This is a genomic window from Bacteroides graminisolvens (assembly GCF_963666085.1).
Lineage (GTDB): Bacteria > Bacteroidota > Bacteroidia > Bacteroidales > Bacteroidaceae > Bacteroides > Bacteroides graminisolvens.
In genome coordinates, this window is record NZ_OY762556.1 from 2,497,421 (window position 1) to 2,514,640 (window position 17,220).

The 17,220-nt window shown below is 40.2% G+C and carries 19 protein-coding genes; all 19 read right to left on the reverse strand.

The genetic code is table 11. The annotated features are described in order from the left end of the window. Window positions 1-396, reverse strand: a complete 396-nt coding sequence (locus ACKPCE_RS10440; RefSeq protein ID WP_319505132.1) for a structural protein P5 — start codon at window positions 394-396, stop codon at window positions 1-3. Beyond that, the gene (locus tag ACKPCE_RS10445; RefSeq protein ID WP_319505133.1) at window positions 393-857 is read right to left on the reverse strand and encodes a phage holin family protein; all 465 of its coding nucleotides are present in this window, start codon (window positions 855-857) and stop codon (window positions 393-395) included. The genes ACKPCE_RS10440 and ACKPCE_RS10445 overlap by 4 nt, the downstream gene beginning before the upstream one ends. A gap of 3 nt (window positions 858-860) precedes the next feature. Further along, window positions 861-1,148, reverse strand: a complete 288-nt coding sequence (locus tag ACKPCE_RS10450; RefSeq protein WP_319505134.1) for a hypothetical protein — start codon at window positions 1,146-1,148, stop codon at window positions 861-863. Between the two features lie 6 nt (window positions 1,149-1,154). Next, on the reverse strand, window positions 1,155-1,427 hold the full coding sequence (locus ACKPCE_RS10455; protein WP_319505135.1) for a hypothetical protein: 273 nt from the start codon (window positions 1,425-1,427) through the stop codon (window positions 1,155-1,157). A gap of 19 nt (window positions 1,428-1,446) precedes the next feature. Continuing rightward, entirely contained in the window at window positions 1,447-5,304 is a 3,858-nt protein-coding gene (locus ACKPCE_RS10460; RefSeq protein WP_319505136.1) for a hypothetical protein, read from the reverse strand. Then, window positions 5,291-7,369 carry a hypothetical protein gene (locus ACKPCE_RS10465; RefSeq protein WP_319505137.1) on the reverse strand — a complete coding sequence of 693 codons (2,079 nt, stop codon included), beginning with the start codon at window positions 7,367-7,369 and terminating at the stop codon, window positions 5,291-5,293. The genes ACKPCE_RS10460 and ACKPCE_RS10465 overlap by 14 nt, the downstream gene beginning before the upstream one ends. Then, window positions 7,366-9,282 carry a hypothetical protein gene (locus ACKPCE_RS10470; RefSeq protein WP_319505138.1) on the reverse strand — a complete coding sequence of 639 codons (1,917 nt, stop codon included), beginning with the start codon at window positions 9,280-9,282 and terminating at the stop codon, window positions 7,366-7,368. Before ACKPCE_RS10470 ends, ACKPCE_RS10465 begins: the two co-directional genes overlap by 4 nt. A 2-nt stretch (window positions 9,283-9,284) precedes the next feature. After that, window positions 9,285-9,536 carry a hypothetical protein gene (locus tag ACKPCE_RS10475; protein ID WP_319505139.1) on the reverse strand — a complete coding sequence of 84 codons (252 nt, stop codon included), beginning with the start codon at window positions 9,534-9,536 and terminating at the stop codon, window positions 9,285-9,287. Between the two features lie 68 nt (window positions 9,537-9,604). After that, window positions 9,605-9,916: a hypothetical protein gene (locus tag ACKPCE_RS10480; protein WP_319505140.1), complete on the reverse strand. Its 312-nt coding sequence runs from the start codon at window positions 9,914-9,916 to the stop codon at window positions 9,605-9,607. 61 nt (window positions 9,917-9,977) lie between these two features. Continuing rightward, complete coding sequence (locus ACKPCE_RS10485; protein WP_319505141.1) at window positions 9,978-10,433, reverse strand: phage tail tube protein; 456 nt, start codon at window positions 10,431-10,433, stop codon at window positions 9,978-9,980. 23 nt (window positions 10,434-10,456) lie between these two features. Next, window positions 10,457-10,849 carry a tail completion protein gp17 gene (gene gp17, locus ACKPCE_RS10490; protein WP_319505142.1) on the reverse strand — a complete coding sequence of 131 codons (393 nt, stop codon included), beginning with the start codon at window positions 10,847-10,849 and terminating at the stop codon, window positions 10,457-10,459. After that, window positions 10,846-11,301, reverse strand: coding sequence for a hypothetical protein (locus tag ACKPCE_RS10495; protein WP_319505143.1), 456 nt, complete (start codon window positions 11,299-11,301; stop codon window positions 10,846-10,848). Before ACKPCE_RS10495 ends, gp17 begins: the two co-directional genes overlap by 4 nt. Next, window positions 11,294-11,611, reverse strand: coding sequence for a phage head closure protein (locus ACKPCE_RS10500; protein WP_319505144.1), 318 nt, complete (start codon window positions 11,609-11,611; stop codon window positions 11,294-11,296). The genes ACKPCE_RS10495 and ACKPCE_RS10500 overlap by 8 nt, the downstream gene beginning before the upstream one ends. After that, entirely contained in the window at window positions 11,611-11,904 is a 294-nt protein-coding gene (locus tag ACKPCE_RS10505; RefSeq protein ID WP_319505145.1) for a head-tail connector protein, read from the reverse strand. Before ACKPCE_RS10505 ends, ACKPCE_RS10500 begins: the two co-directional genes overlap by 1 nt. A gap of 70 nt (window positions 11,905-11,974) precedes the next feature. Next, window positions 11,975-13,108: a phage major capsid protein gene (locus ACKPCE_RS10510; RefSeq protein WP_319505146.1), complete on the reverse strand. Its 1,134-nt coding sequence runs from the start codon at window positions 13,106-13,108 to the stop codon at window positions 11,975-11,977. Window positions 13,109-13,110: 2 nt separating this feature from the next. Next, complete coding sequence (locus ACKPCE_RS10515) at window positions 13,111-13,704, reverse strand: HK97 family phage prohead protease (RefSeq protein ID WP_319505147.1); 594 nt, start codon at window positions 13,702-13,704, stop codon at window positions 13,111-13,113. 32 nt (window positions 13,705-13,736) lie between these two features. Further along, complete coding sequence (locus tag ACKPCE_RS10520) at window positions 13,737-14,993, reverse strand: phage portal protein (protein ID WP_319505148.1); 1,257 nt, start codon at window positions 14,991-14,993, stop codon at window positions 13,737-13,739. Between the two features lie 4 nt (window positions 14,994-14,997). Then, window positions 14,998-16,698, reverse strand: coding sequence for a terminase large subunit (locus ACKPCE_RS10525; protein WP_319505149.1), 1,701 nt, complete (start codon window positions 16,696-16,698; stop codon window positions 14,998-15,000). Next, complete coding sequence (locus ACKPCE_RS10530) at window positions 16,688-17,047, reverse strand: P27 family phage terminase small subunit (RefSeq protein WP_319505150.1); 360 nt, start codon at window positions 17,045-17,047, stop codon at window positions 16,688-16,690. Before ACKPCE_RS10530 ends, ACKPCE_RS10525 begins: the two co-directional genes overlap by 11 nt. Window positions 17,048-17,220: the final 173 nt, after the last annotated feature.

Genomic DNA, 17,220 nt, shown 5'->3' on the forward strand with positions numbered 1-17,220 from the left:
TTAAAGTAAATTCCAGCCCGCTTCAACGTCTGCCATAACAGCGGGCGTTGCATTCTCAACCTGACTAATTGCAGCCGCAAAAGCGCACATGGTAGCTTTGTCTTCAATGTCCGGCATATAGGTAGACGGAACTTGCATTTCTTTGCAAACGCGCGATATATAACCCGATGTGTTGTTTTCGCTTTTAGGAGCCCATCTTTCGATAAACTCCGCAATAGTTTGTCGATTGTGTAATTTGCGATAGTTCTGCAACAATTTTATAAGCGCACGATAACCGTATGGCATTGCTTTAAATTGCTTGAATGATTTATCCGTGCTAGGCTGTATTTCTCCAATCCATTTTGTTGTACTAATCCGGATGTTACCGGGATTGCAATTCTTTAAACCTCTACTCATTTTTTTACCTCCTTTTCATTCATATAATCGGCCACGGCCTTAACAATTTCTTTTATATCATCCTTATTTGCTATGATTCTTCCGGCTAACTGTCCGGCATGCTCAAACTGAACCTTATCCTCTGCTTTTTCGTAGATGGATTTGATTTCAATTACACCGATAAAGATTGCTCCGACAGCGGTTAATATTGGAATCATTGGCCACGAGTAACCATAATATGTATCTAAGTACCAAACAACTGCCATGTGAATACAATCCACAAGGGTGACGGCAAATAGCATGTTATAATACTTGGCAATTTTCTCAACTGTCTTTTTTAGGCCGTAACTAGAACACAGCTCTTTACGCTTCTTCGCTTTTCTAAGGCCACTGCATAAGTCAGAACCAATGAAGCCCAACACGGCAATATATATGCCCAGTAGCATACACAATACAATAATTATTTCATCTACTCCTTTCATTGCTTACTCTTTTACTTCTAATGCTGTTTTTATTTCCGAAAGTATTGTATCAAACACTGTAACATGCGGTGCAATATCTGTATCCTGTGGGAACGAAAACTGTTTATTGCCATTTTCCTGAGACATAAGTCCGGCGTATTGCTCAGGCTCTGTCTCTGTGGTTTTCTTATAAACATTGCAATGAAGCTTTATAAGCTTATTGCCGTCGGCTTTATAATCTACCTTGTAATTGAAATCTCCGCTTTCGGCTGAGCCTGTAACGGCGGTTGCTCTTGATTTTTCTGTAAACATGATCTTTTATTTTTTAAGATTAATAATTTCATCTAAAACAGGACACAAAGCTTCTTGTACAAAAGCAAGAAAACCCTCTCTCACATACTTATTCAGTATAGCGGCTTGCTCTGCATTAATTTCTACTTCACCATCTTTATAGATGTTACGAGCCAATTCTAATTCCCCCAAATCGGCCGTATTCCGGTAAATTGAATTGCCGAGCTCTTTACTAATATCAAGGCTACTTTCCTTCCCCTCGATGTCTTTTACTTTGATTTTTCTAAAGTCAAATTTCATAATGTCTGAATTCTATAAATTAATTTTGTCTATTGATAATATATGCCCTGTAAGCATCGCTTCTACTTGGTACGCTACTGGTAGAACTTCCGTCGTAAAACATGCAAAGCTCGTAAGAATCGCCTTGATCTATCCCAAAGCCTCCGTTATTAATAGCATTGTTCCAGTCTCTTAATTCAGGGTAATTATATCCCGATATACCAGATATGCCGGATGATGATCTACCGTATAATTTACCTGAATTCCCTGCCGTACTAATAACTGTTAATCTGACCGTAAAGGCTTTTGTATATGATATTCCGAGCGTGTCACACATGGAGGCAAGGGTTGGCAATACAATAGCGCAATTCGAATAGTTAAAATACACAAGGATAAATTCGGAAGTTAGAGTACCAACAACTGAATACTGATTATTTGCAGCAAAACTATATTCTCTGAAACCATAACCGCTGACAAACCCATTTAATACACCATTCCCATTGCCCAGAAAGGCATAATTCCGATTGCCGTTGTTAGTGCTTCTTATATCAAAAGCGATTCCGACATTCGGCAAATAGTTTGAGGTCGTATCTATAAATTGCCCTAGTCGTGATGTTCCTAAAGTATTATACGTACCGATAATGGCCTGTCTGCTTCCGGCATTGAAACCGATCATACTGGAATAAAGAAACATACCGTCGCTACCAACATTATCAGGACTGGCCGATATACCGATACGGTTGCTACCGATTGAGAACCCTCCGACTGTACATCCTTCTGATACCGTAAGTCTGGTTGTGGTAATATTTGTTGCCGCTATCTTGTTTGCCAGCAAAGAGCCTGTAATTATTGCATTAGCATCAATCAAAGATGTTTTAATGTAACCGCCCTCAACAATTGTACTATCTAGCTTAGCAAGTGACACAGCATTAAGATATGCAAGGCTACCCAATGAGTTTTTTAAAGTATCACTATACGTTTTAGCTAAAGCAAGGGCACTATTGGCTTTAGTGGTTGCATCAGTGGCGGCAGTGGAAATTGCGGTTGACTGCGCGTTGTTCGCCTTCGTTGTTGCGTCCGTTGCAGCGGCACTGATTGCGGCCGATTGAGCAGAGTTTGCCTTAGTGGTTGCATCTGTAGCCGCGGTACTGATTGCTGCGGATTTAGCTGTATCAACATAGCCAGTAGTCGCTTTGTCGTTGATGGTTGACTGCGTACTTGAATCAAGGGAACTAAAAGTTACTTTACCAGCAAAACTAAGCGTTTGGCCAAATATAGATATGCCTCCGGTTGTAATACTAATGCCTGATTTGATTGCATACACGTCAGGTGTATATTCATTTTTGCTACAATCAAAAACGGTAGCATAACACAACCACCATGTTACTGTTTCATCTGTAGAATTATTGAGATAATAAAAGTTAGTGCTTGAATTGCCTCCGTCACCAGCTCTCACATACGAAACATATTCAGCCCATTTTCCTTGTCCCTGTGTTGGCGTTAACCATTTCTGATACCCACCCGATCCCATACTATTAGAAGCAAATACAATAGAACAATTCGTTGGCACCCATGCGATAAACTTACAAATGTATTCCGCATAAGGCTGTGCATAATTACCAAAGTAAAAACCTCCGCGCCCTGGTGTCATACCAAATCCGGATGCTACAATTTTAATTTGATAATTGGAATCAGTCGGATTATCGCTATACCTTGGTACCCGTCCTATCGTAACCGTGCCATTGCCATTGTTATTATATACATTTATGCTATTCATCGATTCTTTAAAGGCAGGATCGATAAATAACATTTTTGCTCCAGCAAGTTTTGCAGCTAGATTTGAATACGAGATCGCCGTATCAATAACTTGACTCTGTACCGTGAAATTGATTGCATCCGAGGTTATCTTAGCTTCAGCAGAAGACAATCGGGTATTAATGCCGTTGACAGTTGTTGAGTCAGCTTTCAAGCTAATTGAACTCTCTAATTGAGCAATCTTAGTGTTGTATGTAGTAAGGGGTGTAAACGTGTTGTTTGAATACGTTTTTGCGTTGCTCTCCGCTGTGTTGGCCTTAGTTGTCGCATCCGTTGCTGCGGTTGAGATAGCGGAAGACTTTGCTGCGTTGGCTTTGGTTGTCGCATCTGTGGCAGCCGCATTAATCGCCTCGTTTTTAGCCGTCGTGATAGTCGATGATACCGTTGAAATAATTGCATCAGACGTAATTTTTTGTTCAGCAGAGGTAACGCGAGTGTTCAACGAATTAAAATCCGTTTGAGACACCTTGGACAATATCGAATTATTCAGGGCTGCAAACTGTAAACTAAACTCTGTTTTAGTAGTGAATGTACTGTTAATATATGTTTTTGCGTTGTTTTCAGCCGTATTTGCTTTAGACGTTGCATCATTAGCAGCCGTTGAAATTGCGGTTGACTGAGCGGCATTTGCTTTTGATTGAGCGTCTGTCGCCGCTGTGTTAATCGCTTTGCTTTGCGCATCCAATATTTCCGTCTCTACTGTTTTCCCGGATAGCAACCTGAATATACCTTTCAGGTAGACATTTGAACCATACAAGCCGCTTCCGGACAGTACGCCAAAGTCAGGATCAGTTATACCCGATAAGTTACCTGTACGATTAATAAGCTTGCCAACTAGCGAGTACGAGTTAATCCCTGCATAATCATCCCTGTAAGGAGCATTGACACCTACAGCACAATCAATCTGTGCACTTTGTCGGTCTGTGTTGGTACGATTACCTAAAACAGCCACATCGTCTCCAACTTCAGGGGTTGCGCTTCCGGCCTCACAATCCGTTTTACTCAGATTGAAATACCCCGCTCCGGCAGAAGTAACTTTGCGCCAATATCTCTTAACTGTTACTCCCGTAAAGGTCTGGCATAATACTTGATCATCAAGAAGAAAATCATCGGTAGAATCATGCTCGCATTTCCAATAAGTACCACCATCGGTTACTTTCTTTAGCTTTCCACCAGCGGCAGAACGGATTACCATACCACCCTGATGCACCACCTTTTGAACAACCAGTTCGAAGATGGTAAATATCTTACGAACCGTCAGCTTATCAAACTCACCATTCCAATCACCGTTTGCATCCTTCCATATTTTAAAACCACTGCCTAGAAAGCCGGAAACAAAGGATTCGGAAGTTAAATACTCCCGAATGATCCCATGCATAATATCGGCTGTATTATCTACAGTCAAATCATGCGTTTTAGCAAGTGCTTGCACTACCAAATCAAGTGTAGTAGCCTTATTCGATACTTCTAGGTCGGTTATTTGAGCGAGGAACTTAATAACTAAATTCTGAAATTCAGCACCCGCATGAGTTATAACACTCCATTTGTTTGCCGTACCTTTTTCGTATATAACAAAGCCGTTTTCGTCAATAGCGAAACTTAACAAACCATCTGTATAAGCTGAATACAAAGCCGCTCCGGAAGGCAGTTTAATACCACTTTCTGCCGTAATAAGCCCTTTTGAAATCAGACCTTCAATGAAAGTAATTAGCTTGTTTGCTGTGTCTGCTTTGTTTTTGTTTAAATACGTGGCTTCGATCGTCTTTAAAACATCCTCAATAGCTCTGTTCACCTCTTCCATAGTACGAAGAGATGAAAAGGCATTGTCATCGGATAAGACAGTTTCGTTATCCGTTTGAGCTATTATTAGTTTACGCATCTCTAATAAGGTGCGTAAAGACGAAAGAACGTTGTTTTCTGTGAATATGGAATCTTCTAAAGATTTAATGACTTTGATGGCAGAACCAGCATTTTGATTAACAACGGTCGTATTACCTCCACCGCCTTTTACCACTACAGTTCCAGTCGGGTAATTCTTCGAGCGTGGTTGTGCCGGAATTATTTTTGATTTAATATCTATCATTGTTTTCTACCATCTTACAATTAAACTGTTCCATTTTAAAGTCAAGCTCCCCGCCTGTAGTTATGAACTTCCTGTTTGGCATGTGCTTGTCTGAGAGCAACGTAATCGGTGTTATTCGCGCGTCACTCATTAATATTTGGTTTAATTTAATTTTGGTAGCTCCATATTGTCCGATAATCCGCTTTATAAGGTGTTCTTCTGGCCGAATAAGTTGATCATACAAAGAAGAATATAAATTGTTACTCAGATAATCATCGTTTAGAAGAACTTTTCCGTAACACAGTCCGTCATTGTTATATGAGGACAATTTGAACTTAATCTCATCCAATTCATTAATATATTCGCCGTTTACTACGTTCTCATAATATCGGTCGTTGCTTTCTGATAATTCATCTTCTAGTCCGTCAATAAGCTTGTAACTCATCTTTAAATCTTTGATGTAGTACCCAATTCCGGCGAAACTGTTTGTGTAGTTCCCCGGCGGTGGAGTCAAGGAGTACATGACAAATTTAAGCTCACCGAGCAATGGCTTCCCTCTAGGTAATTCTACTACATAACCATTTAACCCATCATACGGCATATTGAGTGTTTTGGTGTTTTCATTTTGGCCAAAACTTCCACCTGAAACTTCTGACATGGGAAAATTGATATTAAAACGAGCGGTACTGTCTGGTACCCAGCTAACGCCGTTATAATACTTGTTTCCAATTGATAATGAGCATTGGCAATATGGTGTACCTTCTCGTTTTTCGGAATCGGTAGACAGATCATCATTTGCAGTGATTTGGATATAACAGCTAATTGCGATCGCTCCATTAGCGTATGAAGCTACGGGTAATTGTGATGCAAAAGTTAGTATTTTATCTCTTAATAGGAAATCATGATTCCCGTCTGTTCGCTTCCAACCTCTGCGAACCTGTATTAGCTCCTCCCAATTGTAGTTTGTAATATCAGGATTCCATTGCCCGTTCTTTTCTACCATGTTGTACACACACCGCTTGATAGGCATAGCCCCAATAATTTCGTCTGGTTTGTTTTTGTATGAAGCTAATTCACTTTCAGAAATTTCATTTCTATTTTTATTGTATTGGAAGAACTTATATACTCCCGGTATATAAAATCTCTTAACAGTCACTTTATTCCCAGAAACTTTGTCTTCCGGATTAGCAAAAGATTTTAGCTTACTGTAATCCTCGGTAGGGAATATATCTCCTACATTATAATTACTTGTTCTTACTGAGGCTTTGTTATAACCGCCCAATAAATCAAGGGTATGCTCAGAACCGCTGAATTGAATCTCTTGAACGGATAGGCTGTTTCCTGATTCCATCGTGAAAGAAGAGAAATCAGGTGTATATTTGCAATACTTCCCATTATGGTCTATGTCGACAAAATACAGTTCGCCCAACCAATCCACACAAGTCCAATTTAGAAACCTGCAAATTTCTTCGATGACTTCTTTCAAGTTCATGGCTTTATCGTCTTCATCGAAAAAGTTCTGTTCACTGACCGTCATACTTTCAAGTACATTGGCAAGCTTCTGGTAATCTTCTGCATTCTTAGCATATACGTGCGGAATATACACCGCCGAATATACACCACGTGATTCCGTGACACATCTTTTGAGTAAGTACCATAACGACACAAAGCTATAATTGTCTTCGGCCTTTCTGTATGAAATATATTCTAGCGTACTCATTGCCGATATACACTGTATTTCAAGTACAAATTTGGTTGATGTGTAATCCTGTGTATATAATTCGGGTTTGACAAATCCAGTCCAAATAATAACGCCTTCTCTTCTAAAAATAACCCGGTATTGTTGGTATTTAGTTGAGTATAAACTTTGCAAATAGTCACTGCCTACTATCCGAATTGTAGCGGTAGAGAAGCGGGTAGGAGTGTACAAAAACTCTTCGTCGTCAATCTCAACACTAAAAGGACTCTCTCCATTTCCTGTTAATTCGATAACTTCCCCTTCGTAGCCATCTTTTTGAATCTCTACCAAATAAGTTGTTTCTTTTCTTGATTTAAAGGGTACTGTATATATCACTCCGTAACTCATAGCTTCTTGCCTGTTTTATTCATGTAGTTTTTTAATACGAGATATAAATCGGATGTGCGTATTTTCCAATCTCCCGAAACGTCTATACTCCGACTGGACTCGTCTGGACTTATTGATTCTCTTAATGAATTAGAGAGAGTCCCGACTTGTATTCTTTGTATTGCGCCACTATTCAATTGCTTGAATAAGTTGGCTTGTTGCGAACCGTTCAATATCATTTCACCGCTATTAAGCAATGCGGGCACTTTGTCACCTGAAAATGAACCGCCGGGCACAATACCACCATTGGCAAACTTCGGAATGCTTGCCATAGCCGCAACGATAGCCGCTATTCCTGCAACGCCCAAAGCGACACCGACAAAAGGAATACCCGCATGTGCCGATATTACTTTTGCTCCCGCATTTTCAAGTTCAGCGGTTGTATTGGCGTTGGTTGTGGCTGTGTCACTCGTTTTGATGCCGATTAAGGCTGCAATTGCAGGAATTGCTTGCCCTATCGTACTGAATAAAGAAGCACCCCATTGAAGAATAGAGGCTGTATTGCTATCAAATGCACCGGATACGTTTCCCATTATGTTACCGATAGCACTTAATGATTCGCCGTACTCTTTGTTCGCGTTAATATCTTCCTTAGTGATGGAAGGTTTAATTTTTTCGAGTTTAGTAATTTTCTTAGAACTACTTTTTATATTGTTACCTAGTCCGGCCTGTTTTAATTCGGGCATATCACGTTTGCCAAATTCAGCTCTGAAATTCAGATTGATTTGCTTAGCTTCAAGTTCTTCTATAACTTTAAACAATTGTTGCCTTAACTCATCCGTTGCAGCTTTATTATATTTCTCTCTCGCCTCTGCTAATTCTTTTGAAATTTCATTCAATGAACCTGCGGGCGATTCTTTAGCATTTTGGGCGGTTTTGTTTGATGCTCCACTCTTCGTTTTGTAAGAACCATTAATTTTAGCATCTGCCATATTGAGTTGAAGCGTGTCGTCGCTAATGGCTGAAAACATCGAATTTGCTTTTGCGTTTAGCTGCATCGCTTTGTTTAACATGGATTCTTCGCTATCATCCATTTCACTAAAGTAGTACATGAATTCTTTATTACGCCCGTCTTGCGTTTTTGCCCATGCGTCAAATTCTCTTTTAGCCTTCAAAGATGCTTTGCTGTGTATAAGTAAGCCACTTTCAGGGTCAACATCCATTAATGACGCTGCCTTTTGTTTCCTTGTTTTATATTCAGAGCTTCCGGCAATCCATTTGCTACGGTTCGATTCTTTCAACATCCAATCCCATGTAGAGCGGGCAACATTACCTTTAAAGCCCTGCTTTGCAATTGCAGTGTCTAGGGTAGAATATGCAGTCTGCTTATTTGTTCCGGCCAAACTCTTCTGTAGGTTGGTTATTTTTAACTGATAATCCCGGGCTTTGGCTAATGCATCATTACGCTCTTTATCCGATCGACTTCTATCTCTTGCAATGTTAGCTTGAATATTTTTTTGAGTGGTGAGGTTATTTATTTCAGCATCAGAAAACAAGCTCTTCGTCGCGAGTTCGTCAAGCGCATCGGCCAAAGTACCAGCCTTGCCGATTACATTTTGCAGATTGTTTATAAAGCCAGAAAAATCACCCATTGCGATAGAAGCAAAAAAAGAGTCGACGCTTGCTTTCATTTGATCTGTCACGCGAACATAAGCGTCCCCAGTTGTTTGCGTGCTATTTATAGTTTTTCCGAAGGCCTCCATGCCTCCAACCGCTACGCCTATAGCCCCGGCAAATTTGAGAATTCCAGCCCCGGCATTTTTTGCCATTTCAGTTATGGAACTTTGGTAGTTGTTTACGCCCTGTTTGGATTTGGTAAGATTTGCATCAAACCCTTTTGTGTCAAGTAATAACCGTGTTAATATATCTGCCATGATTAATCTTTTAGTGTTGATTCAATCGCTTTCGCTTTTTGCCGTAATCTTTCTATGTCCGCATCGGAAACAATATTTGCCTGAGGCTCGCTTTCTTCTTTATCCCACGGGAAACGAAGTATATCTGTTTGTTTGAGCTCTTTTGTGCTATTGGATTGAGCTATGATATAACCTAATACGCGCGCCTGTTCCCATGCTTCGCGGTTGCGCATGGATAAGCCTTCGAGGAAATACCGAATTTCTGCAAAACTCATTTTATCCAGAAAGTAATCGGGTGAAACACCGCCTTCACCCACTACACGCGCATAGAGCTTTCGAATGCTTATTTCCTCTTCTTCTTTTTTTTTACATATTCCTCTTTAACTTCTTCTTGCTCTTGCCTCTTAATTTCGTTCAAAATGAAATCTTTGAATTCTTCAAATAAGGAAGGCTTATCATCACAGAGTTTTATAAATTCGTTGAAGGGTATTGCAAAGTCTTCGTTGTTTGCAAGTAGCGCCGAATAGAACAAAATGTACTCGTCCAGTAACTTGCCGAACTTAAACGGATAGCCAGTCAAACCTTCAAAAATGAATAGTATTCTAAGCGTATATTTTAGTTTGTACGCTGTTTTGTTGATAGTGATCGTTTTCATTATGCTTTGTTTTTAATTAGAAAGAGCGGTTTTTATGCCGCTCTATACTTGATTATTATATTTAACCTTCGGCGGATGTTGGTTTTAACGGGCCCGCGCCTTCGAAGTTTACTGTATAAGTTGCCTTATCACCATCCGGGGCGTTCAAGTCAAGTGATGTTATGCGCGCTTTACCCGCATAGGATGAAGCCGGAAGCGTCCAGCCATTATCGGGAATGCCGTTTGTACTCGCATTTGCCGGAATACCAAAATTAATATCCACCAACGCACAAGATACCATTAACGCAAACAGTGTATCATATCCGTTCACGTCTTTGTCGGCACTAAAAGCGTTATCACTTGAGCCTGACCACGATAGGCTCTTTATATCTTTGTCCGTCCAAATGCCCGAATCTTTGCTTTGCGTGTCCATCGTTTCGGCTGATACGGTCAATTTGCATGATGTGGCTAATGCTAAGGCTTTGCCGTTGGCGAACAACATCAAATCTTTTCCTAAAACTGTTTTTGCTTTTGACATATACTTTATATTTGAAATGTTAGTTACTCTGTTTCCGTCTCAAAAGAGAAGGTAATGCGTTGTATAAAGGTGTCTTCAATAAAATCTTCATCGGCGGATATTACCTTTGCGTCGACAACCGAAAAGCTATTATATTCGCCTCCTTTATTTTCCAATGCAGACCTGACCAATTCAATGATTTTAACCGAATCGGCATATTTATCACTTGCCACAATTAATTCTGCCGTTGTGTTATCACCTGTGCTGTATCGGTCTTTGGTATATCCCGGTGTTAATGAGCCTCGTTTATAGATGATAAAAGGGAAAGTAGTCTCATGTGTGGCCACAATAGGAAATATCTTTTCTCCAACTGCAAATATCAGCTCCTGTGAAGCTGACAATTTCTGTAATATGTGTACGCCTATGGATAAACTCATTTCTTTTTATTTACAACTTTCATTATTGAATTGATAATGTTCTGTTCTAAAGATTTTTCGGCTTCGTTCTTCTTGCTTTCAACTGCGGTTCTAAAGAAGTAAGAAGCGGTTATACTACCTCTGTTTGCTCCTTTATTGGTAGCTCTTTCTTTAGTTCCAAGTTCAAAGAACTTCAAAGTGAACGCCTTCGAGCCTTTTTTGCGCCTGTCAAGTAAATCGACCCGTGCACCGGAAGCATTTCTATAGATGGCTACGTGAACCTCTTTCTTTAAACTATTTGCTTTTACCACTGCACCCAAATTCCTCTGCGCTTCTTTGCGGATAATAGAGACGGACTTTCTAAGAGCCGATTTGATAGCCTTCTTTGCATCCTTGTCATTCAATTGAGAAAGTATTTCGTTGATACGTATTGTGTCAACGGTTACTTTGTATGAAGCTTGTGTACTACTCATTGATTGATTCAGCTTGTATAATGGTTGCTTGTTGTATTCTGTCCCGGTTTATCATGTTAATCTTATATTTCCGGCCTTCATATATGATTCTCATTTTTTCCTGCACTTCTTTGGTGTAGCGAATCATAAACGTGAGAACTTCGGTGTTTATCACCTCGTTGTTGACTTCCTTACGTGAGCCCGAATTGAAGCGAACGTAGGCTCTCTTTTTAAATACTTCTATCCATTGATCAGACAAACCGCCGTATGTGTCGCGTGTGGGATCGTTTTCAAGAAAGGTTATTATGTCTTTTAGTAATCCGGCTTGCATTATTGGTACTTTTTAAATGGTCTGATCAAATAGCTGAGAGAATAGGGGATAACTGAAGGAGCGGCAAAAGAAACAGGTTCCCGATTTGCGTAAAAATTCCCTGCAAGTATTTTAATGGCGTGCTTTAACATAGGGTTAAACTCTCCGCCTTTTACATACTCTTCAAGTGGGGTCTTTATTGTTGTTTCGATTGATAACATAGCAACTTTTAGTATATCAGTCAAATAAGCATCATCATCACTAAAATCTATATTCAAATGCTTTTTTAATTCTTCAACTGTAACGTATTCCATCTTCTTTTATATTAAAAAAGGGATTAGGGCAAATGCCTAACCCCTCTTTGCGATTTTATTCACTTAATTATTAAACTTTCTTCTTTGCTATTGCAAAGGCTTCGGTTCGCGCCACAACAATATCAAAATCGGAGTTTAGCACGAAGTTTATGATATTAGCTTTTGATTGTGTGTATGGGTCAACAATCAGATCAATATCACCGAATTGGCCGATTGCGCAATAGGAGAATACGCCAAAACCGATAGAATCAGCATCCATGTAATTAGTTACTAATACCGGATAACCGTTAATCATATTGTCTTTGCAAATCATTTCGGCAGAGCCTTTTTCTTTGGGTGTTGATTTGAGAGCACCATATACGGCCGGGGTGCAAACATAGGCTGCTGTTCCGTCTGTCACATCCACACCTTCACTCATAACGGTAGTTTCAAGGGATACGATATTTGCGAAATTCAAAGCGGTTTCATATTCTACATTTGCTTGCTCTTTAACAAAAGGTCCGTTACTAGCACCATCCAATTTTGTTCCCGAAAACATCCATTTATTCAATAATCTTGCTGAGCCCAAAGAAATTTGTTTGAGTACAATGTCCTGTAACGCATAGTTTGTTTGTTTAATGGCTTTGCGTGATACCGGAATAGATATAGAAACGCGTTTGGGAAATGCGGTAATCTTGCCAATGTTCAATTTCGTATCTCCCACGGTTGCATTCTCCCCTTGAATGCTTGCTTCAACTGCTTGCAAGGTTGGGAATATAAGCTCACCAACAAGTCCGCTTTGCATTTTAATGCCCAGTTTGTCGATGATAAGACCCTTTTCGAGCGGTTCAATCACTTCACCAACTGTAACAGGAACCATCGGAGCTACTCCGGCGGCATCGGTAACGGTTGCATCGGCGCGTTCAATAACTTTAATGCCGTTTTCTGTTACCACTCCGGAATAGTCAGCTAATGAACGATGGTTCACAATGTCATCTACCGCTTTGGCAAACAATGCTTTGCCATGAATAGCCTTTTTCCCCTGCATTTCGTTTTCAAGATTCCTTTTTTCAATCTTCACTTGTATAAGCTCCTTTTCATTCTTCAAACTTGTGAATGCGGTTTTTTCGTCATCGGTCAATGATCTTTTTTCGGATTCGGCCTTATCCAAAATGGTTCGCATCTGTTCTTTTAGTTCAGCAACTCTTTCAAATTCTTTTTTCATACTTAAATAAGTTTACGTAAATTATTAATTTGTTCCATGTATTTTGTATCTGCTTTCAGCAAAGAAAACTCTATGTCCTCAATTCCTCGTACTGTCACATCCGTACCGAAATATGCAGGGTCGGATACTAACGATACATCAAAAAGAAGGTCTATCTTATGCACTCTTCGAATCAAAAGTCCCCCTTTCTTTTGATAGGATACATTTTTTGTTTCATCCGTCCAGTACGCGAAGGAAGAGCCGAATATGTCTCCCCGGTTAATCATTTCTATAGCGGAATCACCTTCTTGCGTATTAGGCGAATCGAACTTATATCTCATGCCATAATCATCTACGCACAAGCCCAAAGAACCAACTCCATGATTTGAACGGGCTAATAACCTTTGTTTATTATGTTCTGCCAATGCTTTAATATCGCATGAGCGTATTAATTCCTCTGTTATCGCTCCACTTTCAATTATTTCAATGAATGCGCCCTTTTTCTCCTTATCGTATTGGATGCGCGATTCTTGATTGAATACGGCTCCATATCCCTGAATCGTTCTTCCTGTTAATATTTGGGGAGCTGCTTGCTCTGTAAAACTGCGTATTTCCATGACTTAATAATACTTGTTTTCCTATATGCTTCTTATTTCTCTTTTGGTAGCTCTACTTTTTCGCCTCGAATCTTTGCCGAATTGATAGGAGCCACATTGCAACTTATCATAGCTACGTCTCCGCCTTCAATTGAAGGTAAACCGTTTTTGTGGCGGATGTCATTGGTAGTAAGTACTCCAAGTTCGTGCAAGGCTTTCCAATAGGCGGCTTGCGTTGTGAGATCGGTTTGATATAGGGCGCTTAAATCAAAAGATATTTGATAAATAGCCGCAACACTATCCGGAATAAGTTTAGCGTTAAACTCGGCCTCTATCTGTTTTAAGATAGGTTGTAATGTGTCGGTTAAAAAAGAAACCTGACTCATTTCGGATGCCTTGTAATTGGTGGCCTGTCCGGCAAATGCTTTGTCCGGGTGAACGCCGTAAAAGCGGCAAATATCCAATACGCTGAATTTCTTTGTCTCTAATAGCTCTGCATCTACTGGATTAATCGAAAGTTGTTGAAACTTCAAGTCTTCTGAAATGGCTATGATGTCTTTGCCTGAATTTAGTTGAGACTCCACACGGTCGGCAACGGGCGACGTTTGTTCATAGTCAAGCGCATCAAGTCCTGCCATTCCTCCGGACGCACCGTACAAAAGAGCCTTTACCTTTGTTCCGTTTTGGAATGTTTGCAAATTCTGATTATCTGCACTTGCTGCAATACTCAAAACTCTGTGTGCATAAGTAATAGTGCTTACTCCGGTATAGCCTCCATCTAAACTCTTATTCCGTAGGTGTATGATTTGGTCGGCCTCAAAAGTTCCGCTTATGTGGTTAATCGCATCGGAGATTACATAGCGGTTACTTATCTTATCGTAAGCAACCGAATTATTTGAGCACAGAATCAATCCAGACACGTCGCCGAATGAAGTACGGATGAAAATATAAGCATTCCCGCTATTAACCATCTGTATGATTGCATTCTGTATCATGTCGAAAGAGTTTTGTCTGTTGTTTGGGCGGCGTGTCAATATACCGTATAACTCGTTCTTTTCATCTACAGCGAAATAACCGTCTTGCTTCCTCTTTATCTGCAAGGGCAAAGAAGCGATTGTTCCCGATAAGATAGAGACGCAACGATACACCGCTGCCAATTGCATAGCACTATTTGCGCTATATACGTCAATAGGCTGCGATGGTAAATTAGGCAACCGGGCATTTATGGCTTTTCCGGTGGTGGTACTATTAATCGCGTCCAAAGAGCGTTTTTCCGCTTTACCTTTTCGTGAGAAACTAAATAGGTTCATATTGTTATCGTGTTATGTTGTTGAATAAATAAAATGTCATCAGGTTAGTTATTACCCCGTCAATCTTTAGGTTGTGAGTTTTCTTTATAGGTTTTTTATTTTCGTTCCTATCTTCATCTAGTACTGCGTTTGCGAAACAATACCAGTTAATAGGGTTTGGATTGAAGGATACAAGCTTTCTTTTTACAGCCAACTCGAAAGATTCCACGGGACTCGTGAAGGTTCCGTAAGTCTGTTTAACCGGAAATAAAATGTTTTTTGCTCCGGAAGAAGAAAGCATGTTCACGAACTCAGCCGATTTGTATGGGTCGTATCCAATACCTAAGATTTTGAGTGATTTGTTTCGTCTAAGAATGTCGGAAACGATAAGTTTATAATCTATCACGTTCCCATCGCATAATATCAAAAAACCTTTTTCCGCCCAACTTTTATAAAGTTCCCGATTGGGATGTTCGGCCAATGCTTCGCGTGGAAAATAGTAATCCGTATGTGAATGAAACGAATGAGACTCAGAGGAATACAAAGTATAGGTGACAGCGGAAAAGTCATCGCAAACGGATAGATCGACGGCGGCCATGCACGGCGGTCTATTGGCCAGATTATCTAACTTTACATCTTTAGCAAGGGCTTCGATTTCTTGTGCTTTGAGCCATATTTTATCGCTATTTTGGGCAAAAATATTTAGTAGCTTTGTGCGAAACTCTAATGCATCAGGTGCACTGAATAATGCTTTTTGGTAGGCATCTGTATAAAAGTCCTCGTAAACGGTTATACCCATGTGGGGCTGAACTTTTCGCCAAGTGGCCGGATCACCTTCTTCATCGTTAACGTCAGGTTCAAATATGTGGGCAAAAATAGAATCGTTTTCAATTTCACCTCGAAGGACTGCTTTATACATTTTCAGCATTTCAACGAACGGGGCAGTTTGCTTGTCGCTCGCTGTTGTTATCACGACGGTTAAAGGGTTGAGCCGTGCGCCCATTGAAGAGGTTAAAACGTTCTTCAATGAAGCGCTATCGGCTTGCGAATATTCGTCTACTATCACCATTGAGGCATTAAGGCCGTCCAATTTATCAGGATTGGAAGCCAAGCACCGGGCGAATGAGGTTTTTCCCTTTATTCGGTTGTATATAATCTCCCGATTGATAGTGAAGCGTTTTAGCTTCGGGTCGAGAGCTTTTAATATGTTTCTTATTTCGTCAAAGCATACTTTTGCTTGATTGTATGAATTGGCGGCAACGTATGTTTGGGCATTCGCATCACCAAATAACAGGTCGTAAATCGAAAGGCTTGCAACACTGGTCGTTTTGCTGAATTTACGCGGAACAAATAAAAGAGCCTCGCGAATAAGGCGTTTGTCTGTCCCGGGCTTGTAAAAACCTACAATGTTAGCGAACTGGAATACTTGTATAGGAGTTAATTTGTACCGGGTTTTCCCTTTCGTACCGGAAAATTTTAGTGATTCATAGAATACAACGAACTTCTTAACCTCACCTATACGAAAGTCGTACATGTCAAGCAGGCGAAAGAAACGCCGGATAGCAAGCAACTCATAAAGGTTGTGTGCTTCTGGGTTATTAATGCAGCTTATAATGTAAGAGTTTAGCCGCTTATCAGCTTTATCAAGCTGATAAGCAAAGACATTAATGGCTTGCAAAGAACTAACCGTGGCTTTCTTTAGCTTTATCAATTCGTCATTTTCCATCTTTCCCCGCTTCGTTAACGTCATTAATTAAATCGTTAACCTCGTCGTCTTCGGAAGAGGAAAGTGTTTGCAGAGTTAAGCCAAGTTCACGCAATTGCTTGCGTGTGGCTTCGAGCGAATCGAACAGAATTTTAAAAGATGGGTGTGCGGTTAGCTTGTCGTTGTTTTCTCGCGATTTCTCTTTTACAAAGGAATGCACGCCTCTCTTAGAAATATCTTTTAATGCTATTTTGAAAGCGAGATACGCTCCGGCGCAAAGCTCAATACACAAATCCAAATCAGTTGAATATGTACCCTGAGTTTCCATTGCGGTGCAAATCCTTTGCTTTATGTCGTCCAAATCGCTCATGTTTTTATATGCTTTTTACACATATAGAAACATGCTATATATTTGGTAGCTCGCTAGTTAGCTGCAAAAAAGACTACCCCCAACGCGTACCCCCTCATTTTGAAAAAATCTCGTGCATGTACATACTAGGGAGAGTGGGTTTCACTCTTTCCGGCTAGAAATAAAAAAACAGC